Source organism: Hugonella massiliensis, assembly GCA_001486445.1.
GTDB classification, from domain to species: Bacteria; Actinomycetota; Coriobacteriia; order Coriobacteriales; family Eggerthellaceae; genus Hugonella; species Hugonella massiliensis.
In genome coordinates this window covers 1-19,267 of sequence record LN908982.1, presented here as the reverse complement: position 1 = coordinate 19,267, position 19,267 = coordinate 1, and the positions used below count along the sequence as shown (strand labels likewise).

16 protein-coding genes and 1 pseudogene are annotated in these 19,267 nt (G+C 61.7%); 16 read left to right on the top strand and 1 reads right to left on the bottom strand.

Going from position 1 to position 19,267, the window contains the following annotated elements:
* The first annotated feature begins 351 nt into the window (after nt 1–351).
* The 4 genes from BN3270_RS00265 (at nt 352) to BN3270_RS00250 (ending at nt 4,399) form a co-directional block, all read left to right on the top strand.
* Complete coding sequence (locus BN3270_RS00265) at nt 352–1,059, top strand: response regulator transcription factor (RefSeq protein WP_058985119.1); 708 nt, start codon at nt 352–354, stop codon at nt 1,057–1,059.
* Between the two features lie 96 nt (nt 1,060–1,155).
* Nucleotides 1,156–2,748 (top strand): sensor histidine kinase, encoded by a 1,593-nt coding sequence (locus BN3270_RS00260; RefSeq protein ID WP_334258419.1) that lies wholly within the window; start codon nt 1,156–1,158, stop codon nt 2,746–2,748.
* A gap of 1 nt (nt 2,749) precedes the next feature.
* Nucleotides 2,750–3,622, top strand: coding sequence for a phosphoribosylaminoimidazolesuccinocarboxamide synthase (locus BN3270_RS00255; RefSeq protein ID WP_058985118.1), 873 nt, complete (start codon nt 2,750–2,752; stop codon nt 3,620–3,622).
* A gap of 99 nt (nt 3,623–3,721) precedes the next feature.
* Complete coding sequence (locus BN3270_RS00250) at nt 3,722–4,399, top strand: MFS transporter (protein WP_058985117.1); 678 nt, start codon at nt 3,722–3,724, stop codon at nt 4,397–4,399.
* Nucleotides 4,400–4,482: 83 nt separating this feature from the next.
* Here the strand turns inward: BN3270_RS00250 and BN3270_RS00245 are convergent, their stop codons facing one another.
* Nucleotides 4,483–6,048: a response regulator transcription factor gene (locus BN3270_RS00245; protein WP_271711854.1), complete on the bottom strand. Its 1,566-nt coding sequence runs from the start codon at nt 6,046–6,048 to the stop codon at nt 4,483–4,485.
* Between the two features lie 290 nt (nt 6,049–6,338).
* Between BN3270_RS00245 and BN3270_RS00240 the strand changes: the two genes are divergently transcribed.
* The 12 genes and pseudogenes from BN3270_RS00240 to BN3270_RS00185 form a co-directional block, all read left to right on the top strand.
* Nucleotides 6,339–7,829, top strand: a complete 1,491-nt coding sequence (locus BN3270_RS00240; RefSeq protein WP_058985115.1) for a flavocytochrome c — start codon at nt 6,339–6,341, stop codon at nt 7,827–7,829.
* Between the two features lie 203 nt (nt 7,830–8,032).
* The gene (locus BN3270_RS00235; protein ID WP_058985114.1) at nt 8,033–8,776 is read left to right on the top strand and encodes a response regulator transcription factor; all 744 of its coding nucleotides are present in this window, start codon (nt 8,033–8,035) and stop codon (nt 8,774–8,776) included.
* A 305-nt stretch (nt 8,777–9,081) separates the two neighbouring features.
* The gene (locus BN3270_RS00230; RefSeq protein ID WP_271711849.1) at nt 9,082–9,534 is read left to right on the top strand and encodes a VOC family protein; all 453 of its coding nucleotides are present in this window, start codon (nt 9,082–9,084) and stop codon (nt 9,532–9,534) included.
* Nucleotides 9,535–9,558: 24 nt separating this feature from the next.
* Nucleotides 9,559–10,281 carry a hypothetical protein gene (locus BN3270_RS00225; RefSeq protein WP_058985113.1) on the top strand — a complete coding sequence of 241 codons (723 nt, stop codon included), beginning with the start codon at nt 9,559–9,561 and terminating at the stop codon, nt 10,279–10,281.
* On the top strand, nt 10,282–11,196 hold the full coding sequence (locus tag BN3270_RS00220) for an electron transfer flavoprotein subunit alpha/FixB family protein (RefSeq protein WP_058985112.1): 915 nt from the start codon (nt 10,282–10,284) through the stop codon (nt 11,194–11,196).
* A gap of 72 nt (nt 11,197–11,268) precedes the next feature.
* Entirely contained in the window at nt 11,269–12,732 is a 1,464-nt protein-coding gene (gene tdr / locus BN3270_RS00215; protein ID WP_058985111.1) for a tetrahydrodaidzein reductase, read from the top strand.
* A gap of 68 nt (nt 12,733–12,800) precedes the next feature.
* A complete protein-coding gene (gene ddr / locus BN3270_RS00210) occupies nt 12,801–13,661 on the top strand; it encodes a dihydrodaidzein reductase (RefSeq protein WP_082673215.1) in 861 nt (286 codons plus the stop codon).
* A gap of 146 nt (nt 13,662–13,807) precedes the next feature.
* Complete coding sequence (locus BN3270_RS00205; RefSeq protein ID WP_058985110.1) at nt 13,808–14,290, top strand: hypothetical protein; 483 nt, start codon at nt 13,808–13,810, stop codon at nt 14,288–14,290.
* Nucleotides 14,290–16,287, top strand: coding sequence for an oxidoreductase (locus BN3270_RS00200; RefSeq protein ID WP_082673214.1), 1,998 nt, complete (start codon nt 14,290–14,292; stop codon nt 16,285–16,287). The genes BN3270_RS00205 and BN3270_RS00200 overlap by 1 nt, the downstream gene beginning before the upstream one ends.
* Nucleotides 16,288–16,406: 119 nt before the next feature.
* Complete coding sequence (locus BN3270_RS00195; RefSeq protein WP_058985108.1) at nt 16,407–17,720, top strand: FAD-dependent oxidoreductase; 1,314 nt, start codon at nt 16,407–16,409, stop codon at nt 17,718–17,720.
* Nucleotides 17,720–18,031 (top strand): ferredoxin family protein, encoded by a 312-nt coding sequence (locus BN3270_RS09545; protein ID WP_058985165.1) that lies wholly within the window; start codon nt 17,720–17,722, stop codon nt 18,029–18,031. The genes BN3270_RS00195 and BN3270_RS09545 overlap by 1 nt, the downstream gene beginning before the upstream one ends.
* Nucleotides 18,032–18,074: 43 nt before the next feature.
* Nucleotides 18,075–19,175, top strand: a pseudogene (locus BN3270_RS00185) (NADH-ubiquinone oxidoreductase-F iron-sulfur binding region domain-containing protein); the annotation flags it as partial.
* Nucleotides 19,176–19,267: the final 92 nt, after the last annotated feature.

Sequence of the window (19,267 nt, the reverse complement as noted above, 5' to 3'; positions counted from 1 at the left end):
GGCCGAGGGGCGCGCCGAGCGGTGGGCGCGCGTTGCCTGCGGACGGGCGCTATTGCGCGCCGGTTGCGAAGCGTGCGGGCGTTGGTTGTTACGGCTGGGCATAGGCGGGTCTCCTTGTGCTGCGCGCGTGCGTGCAGAGGACGGGTGGGATGCGCCCCGCCTGGCGGCAGGTCGCACCGCATAGAAACAGTATTGTTTCATTCGGGTTCGATTTCAGGCGCCTTTCAGGCTAATTGATACAATAACGGCAAAGAGCAACACAAGCGCGCGGTACCGTTTCGCGCTAGAATGAAACCACCTGGTTGCAGGCGGCTTTGCCGCGTGCGGCACGTACGAAGGAGAGCGCATCACATGAGCAACGAAACACGTCGAATCCTGCTCGTTGAAGACGAAAAGGCGATTCGCGATGCAGTGGCAGCTTATCTCGAACGTGAGAACTACTGGGTCACCGCTGTGGGGGACGGTCAGGAAGCCCTCGAAGAGTTCAGCAAACACCATTTCGACCTGGTCATTCTCGACCTTATGCTTCCCCGTGTGCCGGGTGAGCGGGTCTGCCGCGCCATCCGCGACAACTCCGACGTGCCCATCATCATGCTCACGGCCAAGGGCGAGGTCGAAGACCGCATCATCGGTCTCGAACTGGGCGCCGACGACTACCTGGTCAAGCCCTTCAGCCCGCGCGAGCTCGTTGCCCGCGTCCGCGCCCTGCTGCGCCGCGTGCATTCCGACGTCGAACCCCAGCGCGAGGTGCTCGAGTTCGGCGACCTCACGATCGATGTGTCGGGCCATAAGGTGCTCGTGAGCGGCAAGGAGGTCGACCTCACGGCGAGCGAGTTCAAGCTGCTCACCACCCTGTCGCGTTATCCGGGCCGCGTGTATTCGCGTATGGAGCTGGTCGAAAAGGTGCTCGGCTACGACTTCGAAGGCTACGAGCGCACGATCGACAGCCATGTGAAGAACCTGCGCGCCAAGATCGGCGACAACCCGCGCAACCCCAAGTGGCTGCACACCGTGCACGGCGTGGGCTATCGCTTCGAGGATCCCACGAAGCAGAACTAGGCCCGGCGCGCTTGCGCGCTGTGCGGGCACACGCGTTTTCGATGCGGGCGCAGCCTTGGGTGCTGCGCCCGCTTTTACGTAGAGGGGGAGTGCCGCGTGCACGATTCGAAAAAGAAGGCCAAGCGCCGTCGGTCGCCTTGGCGCCACATGAGCTACACGACCCGGGTGGCGCTTTCGTTCGCCCTTGTGGCGGCGATGACGGCCGTCGTTTCCTTCGGCGTCCTGTCGTTCGTGTGGGAGCAGCATTTCCAAACCTACACGCGCGAAAACATCCAGCGCCTGGCCGAAACCACGGCCACGTCCATCGGGCAGAAGTACGCCACCTCCCATAGCTGGTACGGCGGCGCTCTGTCGCCGGCCGAATCGGCGGGCGACCTGTCTGGTGGGGTGGGCGTGCAGGTGGTCGACGCCAACGGCAACGTGATCTACGACGACTCGCGCACGACCGACAGCAACTCCCAGATTTCGCTTGCGCCCACCAACCGCGACTCGATGGCGCAGGCCACCATCTATTCCAACGGCGAGAACGTGGGCACCGTACGCGTGTGGGTCTACGGGTCGAACACCCTGCTCACCCAGGCCGACCAGGAGTTCCGCAGCCAGAGCTACAAGGCGATGATGCTGGCGTCGGTGCTGGCCGTCGTCCTCGCCTTTCTTTTGGGCTTCTGGTTCGCCCGCACCCTGGTCGACCCGATCAACCGCATTTCGCGGGCCGCGCGCAAAATAGGGCGCGGCGACCTGTCCGCCCGCACCCAGCTTTCGGGCGACGACGAGATCTCCCAGCTGGGCGAAACCTTCGACGCCATGGCCGAATCGGTCGAAAAGGACCGCAACCTCGAACGCCGGCTCACCACCGACGTCGCGCACGAGCTGCGCACGCCTCTCATGGCCATTCAGTCGACTGTCGAGGCCATGGTCGACGGGGTCTACGAGCTCACGCCCGAGCGGCTCGAGACGGTCGATGCGGAAGTGCAGCGCCTCTCGCGCCTGGTCGACGCGATCCTGAAGCTCTCGCGTTTGGAAAACGGCAGCACCCGCCTGAAGCCCCAGCTGGTCAACGTGGGCGATTTGATCTCGAGCATCGTGGCCACGCACGAGGCCTTCGTGCGCGATGCGGGCCTCACGCTCGTCTATGACGCCGAACCCGACGTCTACGTCTGGGGCGACCCCGATATGATCTCGCAGGCCGTGGCCAACCTCGTTTCGAACGCGGTGCGCTACACCGCCGAAGGCTCGGTTACCGTGCGCGTGAAGGCCGGCAGCGAGATGGCCCAGATTTCGGTGGCCGATACGGGCATCGGCCTGTCGCCCGAAGAGGCGAAAAACGTTTTCGGTCGCTTCTGGCGCGCCGACAGCGCCCGTACCCGCGAAAAGGGCGGGCTGGGCATCGGCCTGTCCATGGTGAAGGAGATCGTCGACCAGCACGACGGCTGGGTCCGCGTGGAAGGCGAGAAGGGAAAGGGCGCCACCTTTACCATCTACATCCCCCTTTTCAATGAAGAGCGCGTGAAGGAGCAGAAAGCTCGCGAGAAACGTGCGCTGAAGGGGCAAGATGCCAGTAGCGGAGACGGGGCGGCCCCTTCCCGCGGCAAAGAAGGCGAGAAGGACCATGCGTCCTTGTGGCGAAAGCGCTTGCGCGGCAAGAAGCGCGAGGCAGACGTGCCGGATGACCGGCAGGAAGGTGAGTAACATGGCACAGATAGATCTGCGTCCCGATTCGCAGGGCAAGGTGCGCGACATCTACGATTTGGGCGACAAGCTGCTCATGGTGGCGACCGACCGCATTTCCGCGTTCGACTACATTCTGCCCGACGAGATTCCCTACAAGGGCAAGGTGCTCACGCAGCTCTCGATCTTCTGGTTCGACCTGCTTTCCGACGTGGTCGACAACCACATCATCTCGACCGAGGTGGCCGACCTGCCCGAAGCCTTCAAGCCCTACGCCGACTACCTCGACGGTCGCTTCATGCTCGTGAAGAAGGCCCAGATGTTCCCCGTGGAATGCATCGTGCGCGGCTACCTTACCGGCAGCGGCTTGAAGTCCTACCAACAGGACGGCACCGTGTGCGGCATCAAGCTGCCCGCCGGCCTCACCGAAGCCTCCAAGCTTCCCGAGGTTCTTTTCACTCCGTCGACCAAGGCAGAAATCGGCGGTCACGACGAGAACATCAGCTTCGACCGCTGCGCCGAGCTCGTCGGTGACGAGGCTGCCGCTACCTTGCGCGACCTCACGATCAAGATCTACACCACCGCCGCCGATCACGCGCGTGCGAACGGGATCATCATCGCCGACACCAAGTTCGAGTTCGGCACGATTGACGGCAAGGTTGTGCTGGCCGACGAGGTGCTCACGCCCGACAGCAGCCGTTTCTGGCCGGCCGACACCTACAAGGAAGGCGAGGTGCAGCCCAGCTTCGACAAGCAGTTCGTGCGCAACTGGCTCAACGCCAACTGGGACCGCACGGGCGAGCCGCCGCACCTGCCTGCCGACATCATCGAGAAGACGAGCGAGAAGTACATTCAGGCCTACGAGCTCATTACGGGCAAAAAGTTCGAGAAGTAGGTATACTGGTCGTTCGTATGTTCCACGAACGTTTGGCCGGCGCTGCGCTTCGTGCGCGCGCCGGCCTTTTTACGCAGCAATGAGAAGGAGCACCTGGGCATGACTCAGCGCAATCCCATGAACGATCGCTACAACGGTGAAAACCGTCCCGGCAAAACGCGCAAGAGCGCCGCTTCGGCCAAGCCGGCCACCAAGGCCGCAGCCAGCGTGCACGTCGTCGACCCCAAGGCGCCCAAGAAGAAGGGGCTGTTCGGCGCGTCGTCGGGCGCGGGCAGGACTCAGAAGCAGCGCGACAAAGAGCGCGAGCGCGATTTGCGTCGCAAGTACTACGATCCCGGCACGCCCGAATACAAGAAGTGGCGCCGTTGGTGGTGGATCTCGATCGCGATCGCGCTCGTCTTCACGACCTTTTCCTTCGCGGCGCAGATGCTGCCGGGCATGGACGCGACGATTACCTACGTGATGCTGGGCATCGGCTACGCCTTCTTGATTTTCGCCATCTACATCGACACGGCCAAGGTGCGCAAGATTCGCCGCCGCTACGCCGACATGATGGGCAACAGCCGCTCGAAGGAGGCTACGCGCAAGCGCAAGGCCGCTCTGGCCCAGGCGAAGAAGGACGAGGCCGCTGCCCGCGAGGCCGGTATCCAGGCCGCCAAGGAGAAGGAGGCCAAGAAGGAGGCTCGCGCCGCCCGTTTCGGTTTCGGCAAAAAGAAGGATAAGGCCTCGGCAGACGCCGATACCGATGCGTCTGCGAAGGCCGCCGAGGAAAAGTAGCCGCCTTCGCTGAAGCGGCCCCATGCGAGAGCCCTGTGCCCCTTTCGGCGCGGGGCTCTTTTCATACTCCGTCGCAGTCGGACCTATCGCATGCGAAGGCGTTCCTCGTTGACGATGTCGATCGCCTCTTGCTTGCTGTGCACGTCGAGCTTCTGGTAGATGTGCTTGGTATGCATCTTGACCGTATTCTTCGACAGCACGAAGGCATCGGCGATTTCGCCGAGCATGCGTCCGCGTGCGATCTGGGCGAGAACGTCGGTTTCGCGCGGGGTGAGCCCGTATTCTTTTGCTACGGAGCGGCAGGGCGCGTCCCAGAGGAGCTCGTCGTCGTAGACGTGAGGGGAGTCGGCGGCTTCTTCTGCGGGAGGCGCCGAATGCGCGGCCGCCGCCGTTTCGTCCGCTGTCGGGAACGCTTCGGGCGCAGACGACGTCTTGCCTCTGGCGCTCTTGCGGTCTTCGGCTTCCACCGCCCCGCCGTAAGCCAACGAGAGCGGGTTGTCGGGGTTGCGCGCGAACACGATAAGCCCCAGTAGGTAGAGGAGCACGATGGCCTGCGAGACGGACTGTACCGTGACGCCTGCGGATTGAAGGGCGATGGCTGCGGCGGCCACGGCGGCGCCCACGGTGTGGCCCACCACGATGAGCAGGCGCGATCCCGCGGCGCCCGTCATACTCGAGATGCACATCCGCGTGCAGCGCAAGAGGAGCACCCACATGCCCAGCTCGAAGAAGGCCGAACCTGCGGTGGCGAGCGCCATGCCGGGGGCGCCGGGCAAGCTTCCCAGAAGTGGTTCGAGCAATACGCCGGCAGAGGTAAGCAAGACGGCGGTAAGGAAGAGCTCGCGTTCGTTCCACGAACGCTGCCGCCAGATGACGATCGAAAGGGCCGCCAGCACAACGAGAGCGAGCGGGGTACCCGCGCTTGAATGGATGACGTCGCTTGTTCCGTGCAGATAGCCCAGCATGATGCCCGAAACCATTACAGACCCCACAAAGGCAGGGGAAAAGGATGCGCGCACCGATTTCGATCCGCCCACGTCGTACCAGGCCTTCGTCCGGTCGAGGCGGCGTGTGGCAAAACCCGCGCAGACGAGCGCGGCGGCGACGAGCAGGTAGCCGGTCCACAGCGAGGGTGCAGATCCTACGATTGCATGGGCGCTTCCGAACGCCCATTCCACCGCGAAGGCGCCGAAGGTGCCCACGGCCGAAAGGCCGGTGGTAAGGTCGCCGTCGATGCGGGCGAACAGGCAGGCGACGACCACGGTCACCGGAATGCTGTGGATTTTCATGCAGAGGATAAGGGCGCCCGTTGCCACTGGTCCGAACGACGCGATTGCGGGGCCGGCGGCCCACCAGAGGGAAATCGCGATCCCGGAAACCGCAAGGGCGATAAGCGAACTGGCGATGAGAAAGCGCCGGCGCCGCCGCTGCACGGCCGGGTCGGTCTTCGGCCGGCCGCAGGCGAGCACATGGCGCGCCACGGCCAAGACCAAGACGAAGAAGAGGGCGTAGTCGGCCACGATGAAGAGGCGCAGGGTGAAGTAGGCGCGGGGGAGGGCGAAGGCGCGCACCAGGGCGGCGTCGGTGATCCAAATGCCTGCGAAGGCGCATGCGAGCGCGACGGTGGCGCCCGTGCCGTAGAGGACCATCTTTTTCACGTGCATCACCTGGTGCAGATCCGGGGCGAATTGATTGGCGCGGCGCCCGTTTTTTGGCCGTTTCTTACGGGTGCATAGTATACACCCGCGCTTTGACCTGGTGAAATGCAAACGAAATACCCCCATAGCGGGTGTAGAGAAACGGTGTGCATCCTTCCTATACTGCATGCCATCGAAACGCCTTGAGGGCGTATCGGGGCGCCGGCTGCAGATAGGGCGCCCGCCCGCAGAGGGCGAAAAGAACACCGCCGCAGAGAGCGGCACTCACGAGGGGGATTTTCATGAACCAGGCACATTCCGTTTCACGTCGTTCGTTCGTCGCGGGGGCCGGCGCCATGGCGCTGCTCGGCGCCTTCGGCCTTTCCGGCTGTAGCTCGCTTTCCGAGCGACCCAAGAAGTCGACCGACCTCACCTACGACGCGGTCATTGTCGGCTGCGGCGGTGCGGGCATGTCGGCGGCTATCGCTGCCTACGACAAGGGCCTCACCAACATCGTCATTCTTGAAAAGATGAAGGTCGTCGGCGGCAACACCAACTTCAGCTCGTCGGGCATGAACGCTTCTCAGACCAAGTTTCAGGAAGAGCAGGGCATCCAGGACAGCAACGACCTCTTCGCCCAGGAAACGCTTGTAGGCGGCCACAACACCGGCAACCCCGAACTGGTGCATTACATGTGCGACCATTCGGCCGGCACGATCGATTGGCTCGACAGCCTGGGCATCACGCTCAACAACCTCACCACCACCGGCGGCATGTCGGTCAAGCGCTGCCACCGTCCCACCGACGGGTCGGCCGTGGGCGCCACGCTCGTGCCCGGTCTCTACAAGCAGGTCAAGGAGCGCAACATCCCCATCAAGATGCGCATGGACGTCAAGGAGATCCTCACCGACGGCAACGGCACGGTGACCGGCGTGCGCGCCGAAGACTACCTGGGCGATTCCTACAACTATCATGCCAAGGCGGTCGTGCTCGCTTCCGGCGGCCTGGGCTCGAACAAGGAGCTCATCACCAAGTACCGCCCCGACTTGGCCTCGTTCACGAGCACCAACCAGCCGGGCGCCACGGGCGACGGCTATCTCATGGCGGAAGCCGTGGGCGCCGAGCTGCTGCAGATGGACCAGATCCAGATTCATCCGACCGTAGGATACGTGGAAAACGTCACCGACGGCATGCCGGCCCCGCTGATCGGCGAAACCGTGCGCGGCACGGGCGCCATCCTGGTCAACAAGAACGGCGAACGCTTCTACGACGAGATGAGCACCCGCGACAAGGTGTCGGCGGCAGAACTCGCCCAGCCCGACGTGATCGTGTGGGAGGTCTTCGACCAGCAGGTCTACGACGCCAACAAGGCCATTCGCACGACCTACGAAAAGAAGGGCCTCGTGAAGGACGCGACGAGCCTCGATGACCTGGCCGGCAAGATCGGCGTCGATGCCGCTACGCTTCGCGCGACCGTCGATACCTACAACGCCGTTACGACGTCCGGCGCGGCCGACCCCTTTGGTCGCACCAAGGGCATGATCGCCTTCAAGGACGGGAATTTCTACGCGATTCGCGTGAACCCGGGTATCCATCATGAGATGGGCGGCGTGCGCATCAACGTGAACAACGAAGCGCTCGATTCCGACGGCAACGTCATCCCCGGCCTCTATGCTGCAGGCGAAGTGACCGGCGGCATCCATGGCAACAACCGTATCGGCGGCAACGCGGTGTGCGACATCACCACCTTCGGCCGCAACGTCGGTGAAAGGATCGCCGATTCTCTGCAGTAGAACGGCGAGCTTCACATAGGCGCGGGCTTCCCCCTCCGCCCGCGTCCCGCTTGCGCCCCGTGCGGCATCTGCCGTGCGGGGCGTTTGCGCGCGCAGGCGGGATGCGCCCTTCGCCGGTGCGCATTGCTTGTAGGCATTCGGTCGTTTTCGTTAAAATGGGGATTGCGTTCAGCGGTCTATTATCGAAGGTGATTCCCTTGCCGATGGATTTTTTCAATGACGGCGAATCCGATAAAGGGCTTCTCGACCCGAATTCCCCCAAACTTCGCGGAATCCATCGTTCGTTGCGTGCCGATCCTTTGAAGGTCGTCATCGCCGACGAAGACAAGCTGCTGGTAGACGGGCTCTCGTCTCTCCTCGCCACCTGGGAGGAATTCGAGTTAGTTGGGGTCGCCTTTACGTACGAAGACGCGTTCGCCCTCGTACGCCGCGTGCAGCCTCCCGTTGTTCTTATGGGGGCTTCTATCAAGGGGGTTCCCTGCGCAGATGCCGTTGCGCGCATCTGCAGCGCGTATCCCCAAACGCGCGTGATGATTCTTGCGAGCATGGGGGAGAGCGGCCTTGTGCTTGACGGGTTGCGTGCCGGTGCGCGGGGGTTCGGGTCCCGAGAGGAGATTTCCGGCAATCGCTTGCGCTCGCTCGTTTGGGCGCTGGCGTGCGGTGACATCGCATTCTCCGGCTCTCTTGGCACCCAATTGCAGGGTGCGCTGCTTGGGGATGGCGGCTTGTCGGAGGATTACCTGAAGAACGAGCGGTATATCGCTTCGTTAGACGAACGTGAACGCTCCATCCTCGCCTTGCTTGAAGAAGGGTGCACGAACTCTGAAATCAGCTCGCGTCTGTACTTGAGCGAACCTACGGTGAAGAAGACCATCGGGTCGATTTTGCGCAAGCTGCATGTTGAGAACAGGACGCAGGCGGCCGTTCTGTACGCGAAATGCAACTAACGGGGGCACCCGGCCGTTCTCTTTTAGGATCCGCCTTCATTTTCGTTGCGCAAGCTGGGGTAGATATCGATGGTTGGCGCTTGCTTGCGGACGCTTTGACGTTGCGCCGTCTCAGTTGGACCCGTATCAAACGGATAAAAAACGGTGGACATTCAGATAACTTTGCCGAACCGATCGGCGCTCAATAAATAACCAATACATATTCATAAAAGCAACATGTCCTTCCTTGGCGCTCGTACTCTTTCCGTATAGGGAGCCGCAAGGTCAAATCGCCTGCGGCAGAGGAGCAAAGAGAGAGGAAAGCCATGATCAAAGCTGAACTGAACCGTGTTGCGATGATCGTCGACGACGTGGAATCTGCGAAGAAAGACTTCGAGCAGATGTTCGGAATCTCGTTCTACGGGCCGTATGAGGACAATACCGTTGGCGTCAATGTGGCGCTTCCTCGTCGCGGCGGCTTTGAGATGATGAGCCCCAACCGCCCCGACGATGGCGTGAAGGCGACGCAAAAGCTCGCAGAAAAGGGCGAGGGCATCACGGGTATCGCGCTGCGCGTTGACGATCTGGATGAGATGAAGGCCCACCTGGCTACGTTCGGTCTTGTGCCCGATCTCGAATTCAGCCACGGCAAGATGCGCGAGATGCTGTTCTATGCGTCCGAAAAGACGCATGGGGTCGAAATTGCCATCAACGAGTTCCCGGATGCTAACGGGTGCGCAATCGAGGTTGCGCGCGATATGGGCTACGACCCGCGCTAGCACATGGGAGACGAGGGAACGGCTATGACTTCTGTAGCGATTTTCAAATGGGCTATGAACCCGCATGACGAACGAATAGGCGCAAACGGCGCGATCAAGTGGCTTGCCAATCGTCCCGAGATAGGCGACGACGATTATCTGGCGGTCCAGGTTGCCAAGGACGCCGACCCCAATGGAGAGGTGGTCGGTTTGACGATGGCAAGCGGAGACACGGCGTTCGCAGCGGCCCGTGGAGCGGAACGAACGATAACGGTCGAAGGGCTCGATGCGTTCGCCCAGCCGACCCAAGCCGCAGCGGCGCTTGCGAACGCCGTGCGCGAAGTCGACGGGGTGAGCCTTGTAACGATAGGCGATTCCGCGTGGTCCCCAATGACCCCGAGCCTTCTTGCGGCCTATCTTGGTTGGCCCTGCCTCCTCGCGGTCGATTCGGTAGTTCCCGAAGACGACGCTCTTGTCGTGACGCGCCGTTATGGGACCGGAACGCAGTCCGTTCGCGTGTCGGGCCCCATCGTGTTGGGCGTGGCGGCAAGACGCGAAGAGGCGGAAAAACCGGGTATGAGGACGGTGCTCCAGGCGCGTAAGAAGCCGGTTGGCAAAACCCATGCGGCAACTGAGGGCTCTCCGCAATTGTCGGTGTCCGGCATTCACGAGCCGGATGCGCGGCCTTCGAAGGTGTTCGACGGCGCGGATGCTTCCGCGGCCGCCGCTCAGCTTGTGGCTGCGCTCAAGTCGGAAGGGGTGCTCTAAATGGGCAACGTATGGATGATCGTAGCCGACGATTTGAGTGCGTCGAGCGTTGCGGGCGTCGCACGTGCGTTTGGCAGGGAAGTGGATGCATTCGTGTTCGGGCCGGCTGCACGGGCGGAACAGGTCGCGCGATGCGGGGTGTCTTCGGTCACGCGCTTCGATGCCGAAGCGGCGCCGGCGGAGGGCTTTGCGAAAGACTTTGCGCATCGCGCCTTGGAGGAGCGACCGGCTGCCGTGGTTCTGTCCGACGACGCCACGGCGCGCGTGCTCGCCGGTTTCGTTGCGGCGGAACTGCACGCCCCCGTCGCCACTTCGGTGGTGTCCATTGCCTTCGACGGTGAGAAGACGACGGTGGAGCAGATGGTCGCCGAGGACGCCGGCGTGCAGGTGCTCGAGGCGACGGGGCCGGTGGTGTGCGTTGTCGCTGATGGGTGCCCCGATGCGGAAGAGGCGGCCCCTACGGCGGTGCAGGAGGGGACGCTCGATTCCTTCGCCTCGTTCGGCGTCGTTTCGAACGAAGCCGCTGGCGCAGGTGCCACAGGGCTGGCGACGGCCGAACGGGTCGTTGGCGTGGGCCTGGGAATCGGAGCAAAGGAAAACCTTGCAATGGTAGACGAACTTGCAAGCGCATTAGACGCTGCAGTGACCTGCACCTTGCCTCTTTGCGACAACTACCACTGGTTCGAGCATTCGAGCGTCGTCGGCACATCGACCCAGAAGATCTCCCCTCGCCTCTATGTTGCCTGCGGGGTGTCGGGGGCGCCTCAGCACCTTGCCGGCGTGCGAGGGGCGAAGGTCATCGTGGCGATCAACAACGACCCCGACGCGCCGATTTTCCGCGAGTGCGCGTACGGAATCGTGGGGGACGTGACGAAGGTTCTGCCGAGCCTCGTTGAGGCTATCGAAAACGCATAACGCTGCGATCTGCCGTCCGTCGTGTAATGGGGCGGCAAAAGGGAACGCAAAAGAGAAACAAAGGAGGAGAAAATGGCCGATTTCGATGTGGAATACGATTTGATCGTAGTTGGCGGAGGCGCGTCGGGCAAGTCCGCTGCGCTGATTGCCGCTCGGGCCGGCAAGAGCGTGGTGCTTTTGGAGAAGATGCCCGAAACGGGCGGGCTTTCCGTGTACGCCGAAGGAACCGCTGCGTTCGAATCGGTAGAGCAGCAGGAGCGAAAAACTCCCCGATTGAGCAAGTACCACTTTCCGACCAAGGCCGAGGGCATTGAGAAATTTATGAGCTACAGCCATCAGCGGGCGAGCTACGAGGTGGTCAAGGCCTTCGTGGAGAACTCAGCTGAGACGATTTCGATTTATCGCGATCTCGGAGTGGAATACAAAGCCGTAGACATCGCCGCCGAGGACGATCCTAATGAGCTGTGGACGTTCCATTTGCCGGAGGGGCTGGGCGCGCATTGCCAAGAGGTCCTGCTCGACGCGATCGAGAAACTCGATGTCGACATCTTTACGAGCACTCCGGTCAAAGAGCTTATCTCCGAAAACGGCAAGGTGGTAGGCGTGGTCGCCGATTCGGACGGAGCTCCGTTGCGCATTGGCGGCAAGGCGGTGATCTTGGCCACGGGGGGCATGGGATCGAGCCCGGACCGTATCGCCCAGTACAGCTGGTTCGCCCAGTCTGCCCATAATATGAATGTGCTCACCCCCCTGCAAAACGTGGGCGACGGACTCGACCTTGCTTTGTCCGTAGGCGCCGATCCCAACACCATCACTACCTGTCCCCTGCTTGCCGCGGGCGGGCGCGATATGACGATGGACTCGCAATGCGGCGGCGCGGGCGTGAACCCCGGAGTGTGGATCAACCGCAACGGGAAGCGATTCGCTGCGGAATCCGTTGCAGAGAACATCGGGGACATCGGGATCTACTTCGGAAAGCAGCCAGGCGGCATCGTGTGGTCGATCCTCGATCAGGCATACATCGACCGCTTGACGCATGAGGGTTCGGAAATCGCCATCGGCGAGTTCGTCGTCTATCACAAGCCCATGGCGAGGCTGACCACCGAACTCGAAGCGGCGATCGACTCTGGCCTGGTGAAGAAGGCCGACACCGTAGAAGACCTTGGTGTCCAGATGGGCGTGCCGGTCGAATCGTTCGTCTCCACTATCGACGAATACAACGACGCCTGCCGGGAGCAATGCGATCGCGCGTATGGGAAGAAGCCCCAGTATCTGCGCCCGATCGCCCAGGCGCCCTTTTTCGCCATTCCGCTTGCCACGGGCACGATGGGGTCGGCGGGCGGCATCCGCGTCAACGAGCACATGCAGGTTCTCGATGCCGATTACATGCCGATCGACGGCCTCTATGCGGTCGGCTTGGATGCGACCGGCTTGTACGGCGACACCTACAACATGGAAATCCCCGGTGCGGCGAACGGTTTTGCGCATACGTCGGGTCGCATTGCCGCACGTCATGCCATTGCGCAGATGGCTTAGTCCCTTGCGTATTTGAAAAGCGCTGGCAGTGATGTTGGCCAGCATATCGAGAGAGAGAGGAAAACATCATGGCACATACGCCGAAAATTGCCGGAGCCCCGGATTTCGGGAAATACATCGCGCCCGAAGCATCTATTGGGAAGCGCCTTGAAGGCAAGCGCATCCTGCTCACGGGAACCACGAAGGGCGTGGGAAAGGTCGCCCAGGAGGTCCTGTGCGCTCACGGTGCTTTCGTGTGCGGTTCCGGGCGCACGCCCGGAGTGGCGGCAGCCCATGCCGAAGAGCTGAAGGCAAAGGGATATAAGGCTGCCGGATCGGATGTCGATCTTTCCGATTACGACGCCGTGGCCAAATGGGTCGATGAATGCGCCGAGCTCATGGGCGGCATCGATGTCGTCATCAACAACGCGTCCCATCCGGGCATAGCGCCTTTTGGCGAAATGACGCCGGACATCTGGGAATACGGCATCGAAAACGAGCTCAACCTGGTATACAACGTCTGCCATCGCGCCTGGCCGTACCTTCAGGAATCGGGGAAAGCGGGACGCGGCGCTTCGATCATCATCACTTCGTCCACCGTTGCCCTTCAGGGTTCCAACTCCCCTCAGAGCGTGCATGCCGCTGCAAAGGGAGCCTGCTTGTCTCTTGCTCGTCAGCTTGCGGCCGAAGGCGGACCGTTCGGCATTCGTTGCAACTCGATTACGCCGGGTCTGGTGTGGACCGAGGCTATGGCCAACATTCCCAAGGAGATGGCCAATGGCTTGATCGGCGCGCAAACGACACAGCAAGCGATCGATCCAATTGACATCGCGTACGCCTACCTCTTCCTGGCCTCCGACGAGGCACGACAGATTACGGCAGCAAATCTGCCCGTTGACGGCGGATGCGCTGGTGCCGTTACCGGCGGTATGCAGGGGGAAATCGAATAACGCAGGAAATCGATGCGGGCAGAAAATCAATATCCTGCCCGCATCGAACGTTCATTGCCCGTTTCGCTTCAGATGGCAGCGCTGGGAGACGATGCGCGATACGGGCGCGAGAACGAAAGACCATCGACATTTTCGAGGAGGAATAGATGTTGAAAGGTCCTGTGGGGTATGGCCGTCTCGTCAATATTGTGATGAACGGGATTCTGGGTCTTTGCATATCGATAGTGATGCTTGCGAGCATAGGCGTTCCATGTACGCCGGAAGCGCTGATTCAGTCATGGTTTGCAAGCTTCTGCATCGGGTACATGCTTGGGGACTTGGTGCCGATTGCCCAGGTACCGTCTCGCATTTGCCAAGCGATGGGCACGCACAGCGGCGCTGCCCTCTATCTTATGAGCGCGCTTGTGCTGGGCTTGTTCTTCGGCACCGGGATCTTGTTTGGCAACGCGATTATCGGCTGTTTGCCGACGATGGGATGGGGCGGCGTCATTGGGTTCTTCGTCCACTATTGGACGACCGTGGCGGTTTCTGCGGTGGTTCTCGTGGCCGTGTTCTTATGGCTCGCGCAGAAAATCGCTTCTGCTGTTAGCGGGTTCGACCCAGCTCAGGCTGTTTCCAACGACAAGTAATGTGCTCATGGGCTGCGACGGTCGGGAGAGGGCCGTTGCGGTGCCGATCGAATAAGGGGAGAGAAATGAGAGAGAATCGCTATTACCCAGAGCTGTTCAAGCGTGGGAAGATCTGCGACCTCGAGATCAAGAATCGTATCGTAAGGGAGCCGATGGGAACCGAGCTTGGTAATCCTGACGGATCGCCAAGCTGGGCTTCGCTAAAGGCTTACGGGGAGGCGGCGGACGGCGGTCCCGGTATCGTCTTCATGGACAATGCCGGCGTCACCCAGTTCCATCACGTGGGCCTTTCAATCGCAAGCGACCCGTATATTGGTCCCCTGTCGATTCTCGCGAAGACAATCAAGCAGCACGGGGCCGTTCCGGGTCTGCAAATCGTGCACCCCGGCCGCGATGCCGCATTCGTGGCGGGCGACGAGGTCATCTCCGCGTCCGAGGTCCAGTGGGAACCGTGGTACGAAGCGGGCGGGGCGGTGCCGCGTGCGCTGACCATCGATGAGATTCATTCTTTTGTCGAATACTTCGGTGATGCCGCGAAACGCGCCCAACGTGCCGGCTTCGAAATCGTCGATGTCCATGCTGCGTGCGGCGTGCTCCTGTCCAATTTCCTTTCACCGCTCAATAACACGCGCAACGACCTGTACGGGGGCTCGCTGCATAATCGCATGCGTTTCCTTATGGAAGTTATCCGTAACATCAAGAAAAAGTGCCCGACGCTTCCTTTGTCGGTCAGGCTGTCTGGGTGCGATTTCGAGCCTGGCGGCATCACGATCGATGAAACCGTCGAGGTCGTGAAAGCCTGCGAGGCGGAAGGGGTCGACGTCATCAACCTCACGTGGGGCAGCCATGCCGAGGTGATCAACGCCGCGGGCATCCTGTCGGAGCACGGGGCCAACCACGTCGACATGGCGGTGAAGATCAAGGAAGCGGTCGATATCCCGGTCATGCTCTGCGGCGGCATCTACACTCCCGAAATCGGCGAGAAACTCCTTGAAGACGGCGTGTGCGACTACGTAGGTATCGGGAAGCCCGCTCTTGCCGACCCCTTCTGGGCGAAGAAAGCCAAAGAAGGCCGTTCGGAAGACATCCGCCCTTGCATCGGTTGCGTCGTGGGATGCCATGATCGAGGCATGCTCTCCGGAGGCGTTGTGCAGTGCGCCGTCAACCCGCGTCTCTTCAAGTACGATTCAGACCGTTTCCCTCCCGCCGAAGAGGCAAAGCGCGTGGCGGTCATCGGTGCGGGCCCCGGCGGTTGCGAAGCCGCGTTGACGCTCAAGAAGCGCGGCCACGACGTGACGCTCTACGACAAGCGATTCGTGGGAGGCACCCTTAAGGAAGCATCGGTGCCTACGTACAAGTACGATGTATGGCGCTTGGCCGAATACTATCGCGTGCAGCTGGAGAAGGCCGGCATCGAGGTGGTGCATCAGGAGGCGACTGCAGAAACGATCGCCTCAGGGTCCTTCGATGCCTGCATCGTCGCAGCCGGTGCCCGCCCCCGCGTGCTCGACTTCCCGGGATCGGATTCCGATAACGTCGTATACGCAATGGACTTTCTTGCGGACAAATGCAAGACCGACGCCCACAAGGTGACGGTCGTCGGAGGCGGCATCGTGGGCGCCGAAATCGCGCTTATGCTCGCAGAGGACTTCGATAAGGACGTTACCCTCACAACGCGCCAGGATCGATTCTTCATCGACGGCTGCATGGGCATCGCCTACATGGTGCGCCTGAAAGCGGCGGGAGTGAACGTGCGGACTCGTTCCACGCTCGTAGCCGTTGAAGAGGGGAATCCGGTGTTCGCCGCTCCGAAGGGCCGCGAGACCCTGGAGTCCGATCTGGTCGTCCTGTCTCCCGGGTTCGTTCCGAACGAGGCTTTGCGCGACGACATCGAGTCCGCGTGCGATACGGAGGTCATTCTCGTAGGAGACGCGAAAGCGCCCCGCATGATCATGGACGCGGTTCATGAAGGGTATATCGCCGCGTTGAATCTGTAGACGCGCAACGGGACGGCCGAACTGCTCGTTCGCCGTCCCGTTCTCATTTTCCATTCGGTCGCATGGCGATTCGGCGCGAGCGTTTCGCGTACAGTCGCGTGGATGTAAGGGGGTTGTTGGTGGAAGACCGTGATTTCGACGTTGTCGTTGTCGGCTGCGGATGCGCAGGCGCCATCGCCGCGTTCGTTGCCGCAAAAAAAGGAAAAAGCGTTCTCGTGGTCGAACGCGGAGAGTATGCGGGCGCGAAGAACATGACCGGCGGGCGTTTGTACGCTCACTCATTGCGAAGCGTGCTCGAGGAGTACGGTGCCGGTGAAGTGGATTGGGACGATATTCCCTTCGAGCGCAAAATCGTCCATGAGAGAATTGCGCTTATGGACAAGGCGTCCGCTTGCACCGTTGACTTTTCGAGCGAGGAGCTGGGCAGGGAGACGTGCGATAGCTATAGCGTGCTGCGCGCTCCGTTCGACCAATGGCTGTCGCAGTTGGCCGAGCAGGCCGGGTGCGAGGTGCTGTGCGGCATGGCGGTTGACGAGCTTTTGCGCAACGACGATGGGGCGATATACGGTATCCGTGTAGGAGAGGATCGGATTACCGCCCATGTCGTCATCGTGGCCGAGGGCGCGAATTCTCTTTTGACGGAGCGTTGCCTCGGGGCGCCCCGTCCCCGTCCCCATCAGATGGCGGTCGGAATAAAAGAGTGTTTCGAACTGCCTGCCGGGGTCATCGAGGACCGGTTCCTCTGCCAACCGGGCGAAGGCGCGGCAATGCTGTTTGCGGGCGATTGTACGCACGGCTACGTGGGCGGCGGGTTCATGTATACCAATAAGGAGAGCATCAGCCTGGGGCTTGTGGCCACGATCGGTCATCTTCAGGAAGCGGATACGACCATTTGCCAGATGCTTGACGATTTCAAGAAGCATCCGGCGGTGGCTCCCATGATCAGCGGGGCGACGCTTGTGGAACATTCCGGGCATATGGTATCCGAAGGGGGATACGACATGGTCCCGCGCTTCGTCTACGACGGCTGCTTGGTGGCCGGCGATGCCGCCATGCTGTGCATGAACCTCGGCTATCAAGTGAGGGGCATGGATTTCGCGATTGCAAGCGGACGCCTTGCCGCCGAGGCGGCCTGCGAGGCTATCGACTCCGGCGATGCGAGCTGCTCTGCGCTGTCGGCATACAAAGAAGCGATGGAGTCCAGCTTCGTCATCAAGGACCTGAAAGCCTATCGTTCATGGCCTCAGGTGATGGACGGCTGGTCTGGCATGTTCAACGAATATCCATCGATGGCGACGGCGGCCCTGAACAAGCTGTTCACCGTGGACGGAAGCCCTTCGGTCCCCCTGAAAAAGAGGCTGAAGCCCATTGTGAAACAGTACGGCATTGTAAAATTGGCGCGGGAATTGAAGAGGGCGGTCGATGCCTTATGATGCGGGAGCTCAAACCGATTTCGGTGAATGTGGAAAATCTAATCAGCGTGAACAAGTATTGCGTTGACGAGGAACATAAGCATATCGAGCTTGCTTCAGAAGACTTGGGGAGCCTTCCTGATGAGGAGTTCGGGAAGCTTGTCCGCCTGTGTCCTGCGGCGCTGTACAAACAACAGCCCGACGGTACGCGCAGTTTCGATTATGCTGGATGCCTCGAGTGCGGCACCTGCCGTATTGCGTGTGAGGGAACCATCTTGCGCACATGGGAGAATCCCGGTCCGGGGATGGGAGTCACGTACCGGTTCGGGTGAGTGCGGCTGATAGGGGAGAAGCGAAGCAAGAGAGAGGGAGATAATGCTATCGGTAAGCACCAACGACAGGAGCGCCATTGCTCCGTTCGTCGACGAATACGAAAGGCGCGTGCGCGCGACCCCACCGGGAATGTGCCCGGTGGTTCTCCAACTGTCCCTGCTCCGGGCGAGCGGTTGCCAGACCTGCGGTAAGTGCGTGCCCTGCCGCGAGGGGCTGCCGCAGCTCGAGCGGATGGTCGAGCAGGTGGTCGCCTTCAACGCAACGCCCGAAATCCTTCCTGCAATGCGCGCCCTCGCGCAGAACGTGCGCGAGACGGCCGATTGCGCGATCGGCTGGCATGCGGCGGAAGTTTTCCTGCAAGGCATGGATGCGTTCGCAGACGAGTTCAAACGCCATGTGAACGAAGGCCGATGCGACGCCGGGGTCGTGCAGTCGGTCCCCTGCGAGACCGACTGTCCTGCGCATGTGAACGTGCCCGCTTACGTGCAGATGGTGGGAGAGGGCGACTACGCCGGCGCCGTCGCCATGGTGCGCAAGGACAATCCGTTCCCCACGGCCTGCGGCTACGTGTGCGAGCATCCCTGCGAATCGCGGTGCCGTCGCACCCTGATCGACGCGCCGATCAACATCCGCGGTCTGAAGAAGATGGCCTGCGACCAGGTGGAAGCGAGCGCGGTGCCCACGCCCGCGCCGGCGCCCGCTACCGGCAAGCGCGTGGCCGTCGTGGGCGCCGGCCCCTCGGGCCTCACCGCCGCCTACTTCTTGGCCCTCATGGGCCATCACGTCGACGTCTTCGAGTCGCGCAAGCGGCTCGGCGGCATGATGCGCTACGGCATCCCCGCCTACCGTTTCCCGCGCGAGAAGCTCGACCAGGACATCCGCGCGATCCTGGGCGCGGGCGACATCAGCGTGCATACCGAAACGCCGGTCGACGCCGCGAAGATGGAAGAGCTTTCCGCCGACCATGATGCGGTCTACGTGGCCATCGGCGCCCAGGGAGGCAAGATGCTCGACCTGCCCGGCGCCGACGCCGAAGGCGTCATGAGCGCCGTCGACCTGCTCACCCGCATCGGAGACGGCGACTACCCCGACTTCACCGGCAAGCGCGTCGTCGTGATCGGCGGCGGCAACGTGGCCATGGACTAGCTGTGTATAAGAGACCGGCGTGAAGGTGTACTCCCACGCCAGAACTAACAAGCGTCAGCGGCGCGTGCCGTCTTGGCACTCGCCATCGC

Bases quoted from the DNA above. Each gene is read 5' to 3' on its own strand.
- BN3270_RS00230 (WP_271711849.1), top strand. From the start codon at position 9,082: ATGATCAAAGCTGAACTGAACCGTGTTGCGATGATCGTCGACGACGTG.
- BN3270_RS00200 (WP_082673214.1), top strand. From the start codon at position 14,290: ATGTGCTCATGGGCTGCGACGGTCGGGAGAGGGCCGTTGCGGTGCCGA.
- BN3270_RS00265 (WP_058985119.1), top strand. From the start codon at position 352: ATGAGCAACGAAACACGTCGAATCCTGCTCGTTGAAGACGAAAAGGCG.
- BN3270_RS00250 (WP_058985117.1), top strand. From the start codon at position 3,722: ATGACTCAGCGCAATCCCATGAACGATCGCTACAACGGTGAAAACCGT.
- tdr (WP_058985111.1), top strand. From the start codon at position 11,269: ATGGCCGATTTCGATGTGGAATACGATTTGATCGTAGTTGGCGGAGGC.
- ddr (WP_082673215.1), top strand. From the start codon at position 12,801: ATGGCACATACGCCGAAAATTGCCGGAGCCCCGGATTTCGGGAAATAC.
- BN3270_RS00240 (WP_058985115.1), top strand. From the start codon at position 6,339: ATGAACCAGGCACATTCCGTTTCACGTCGTTCGTTCGTCGCGGGGGCC.
- BN3270_RS00245 (WP_271711854.1), bottom strand. From the start codon at position 6,048: ATGGTCCTCTACGGCACGGGCGCCACCGTCGCGCTCGCATGCGCCTTC.
- BN3270_RS00255 (WP_058985118.1), top strand. From the start codon at position 2,750: ATGGCACAGATAGATCTGCGTCCCGATTCGCAGGGCAAGGTGCGCGAC.
- BN3270_RS00235 (WP_058985114.1), top strand. From the start codon at position 8,033: ATGGATTTTTTCAATGACGGCGAATCCGATAAAGGGCTTCTCGACCCG.
- BN3270_RS09545 (WP_058985165.1), top strand. From the start codon at position 17,720: ATGCGGGAGCTCAAACCGATTTCGGTGAATGTGGAAAATCTAATCAGC.
- BN3270_RS00205 (WP_058985110.1), top strand. From the start codon at position 13,808: ATGTTGAAAGGTCCTGTGGGGTATGGCCGTCTCGTCAATATTGTGATG.
- BN3270_RS00220 (WP_058985112.1), top strand. From the start codon at position 10,282: ATGGGCAACGTATGGATGATCGTAGCCGACGATTTGAGTGCGTCGAGC.
- BN3270_RS00225 (WP_058985113.1), top strand. From the start codon at position 9,559: ATGACTTCTGTAGCGATTTTCAAATGGGCTATGAACCCGCATGACGAA.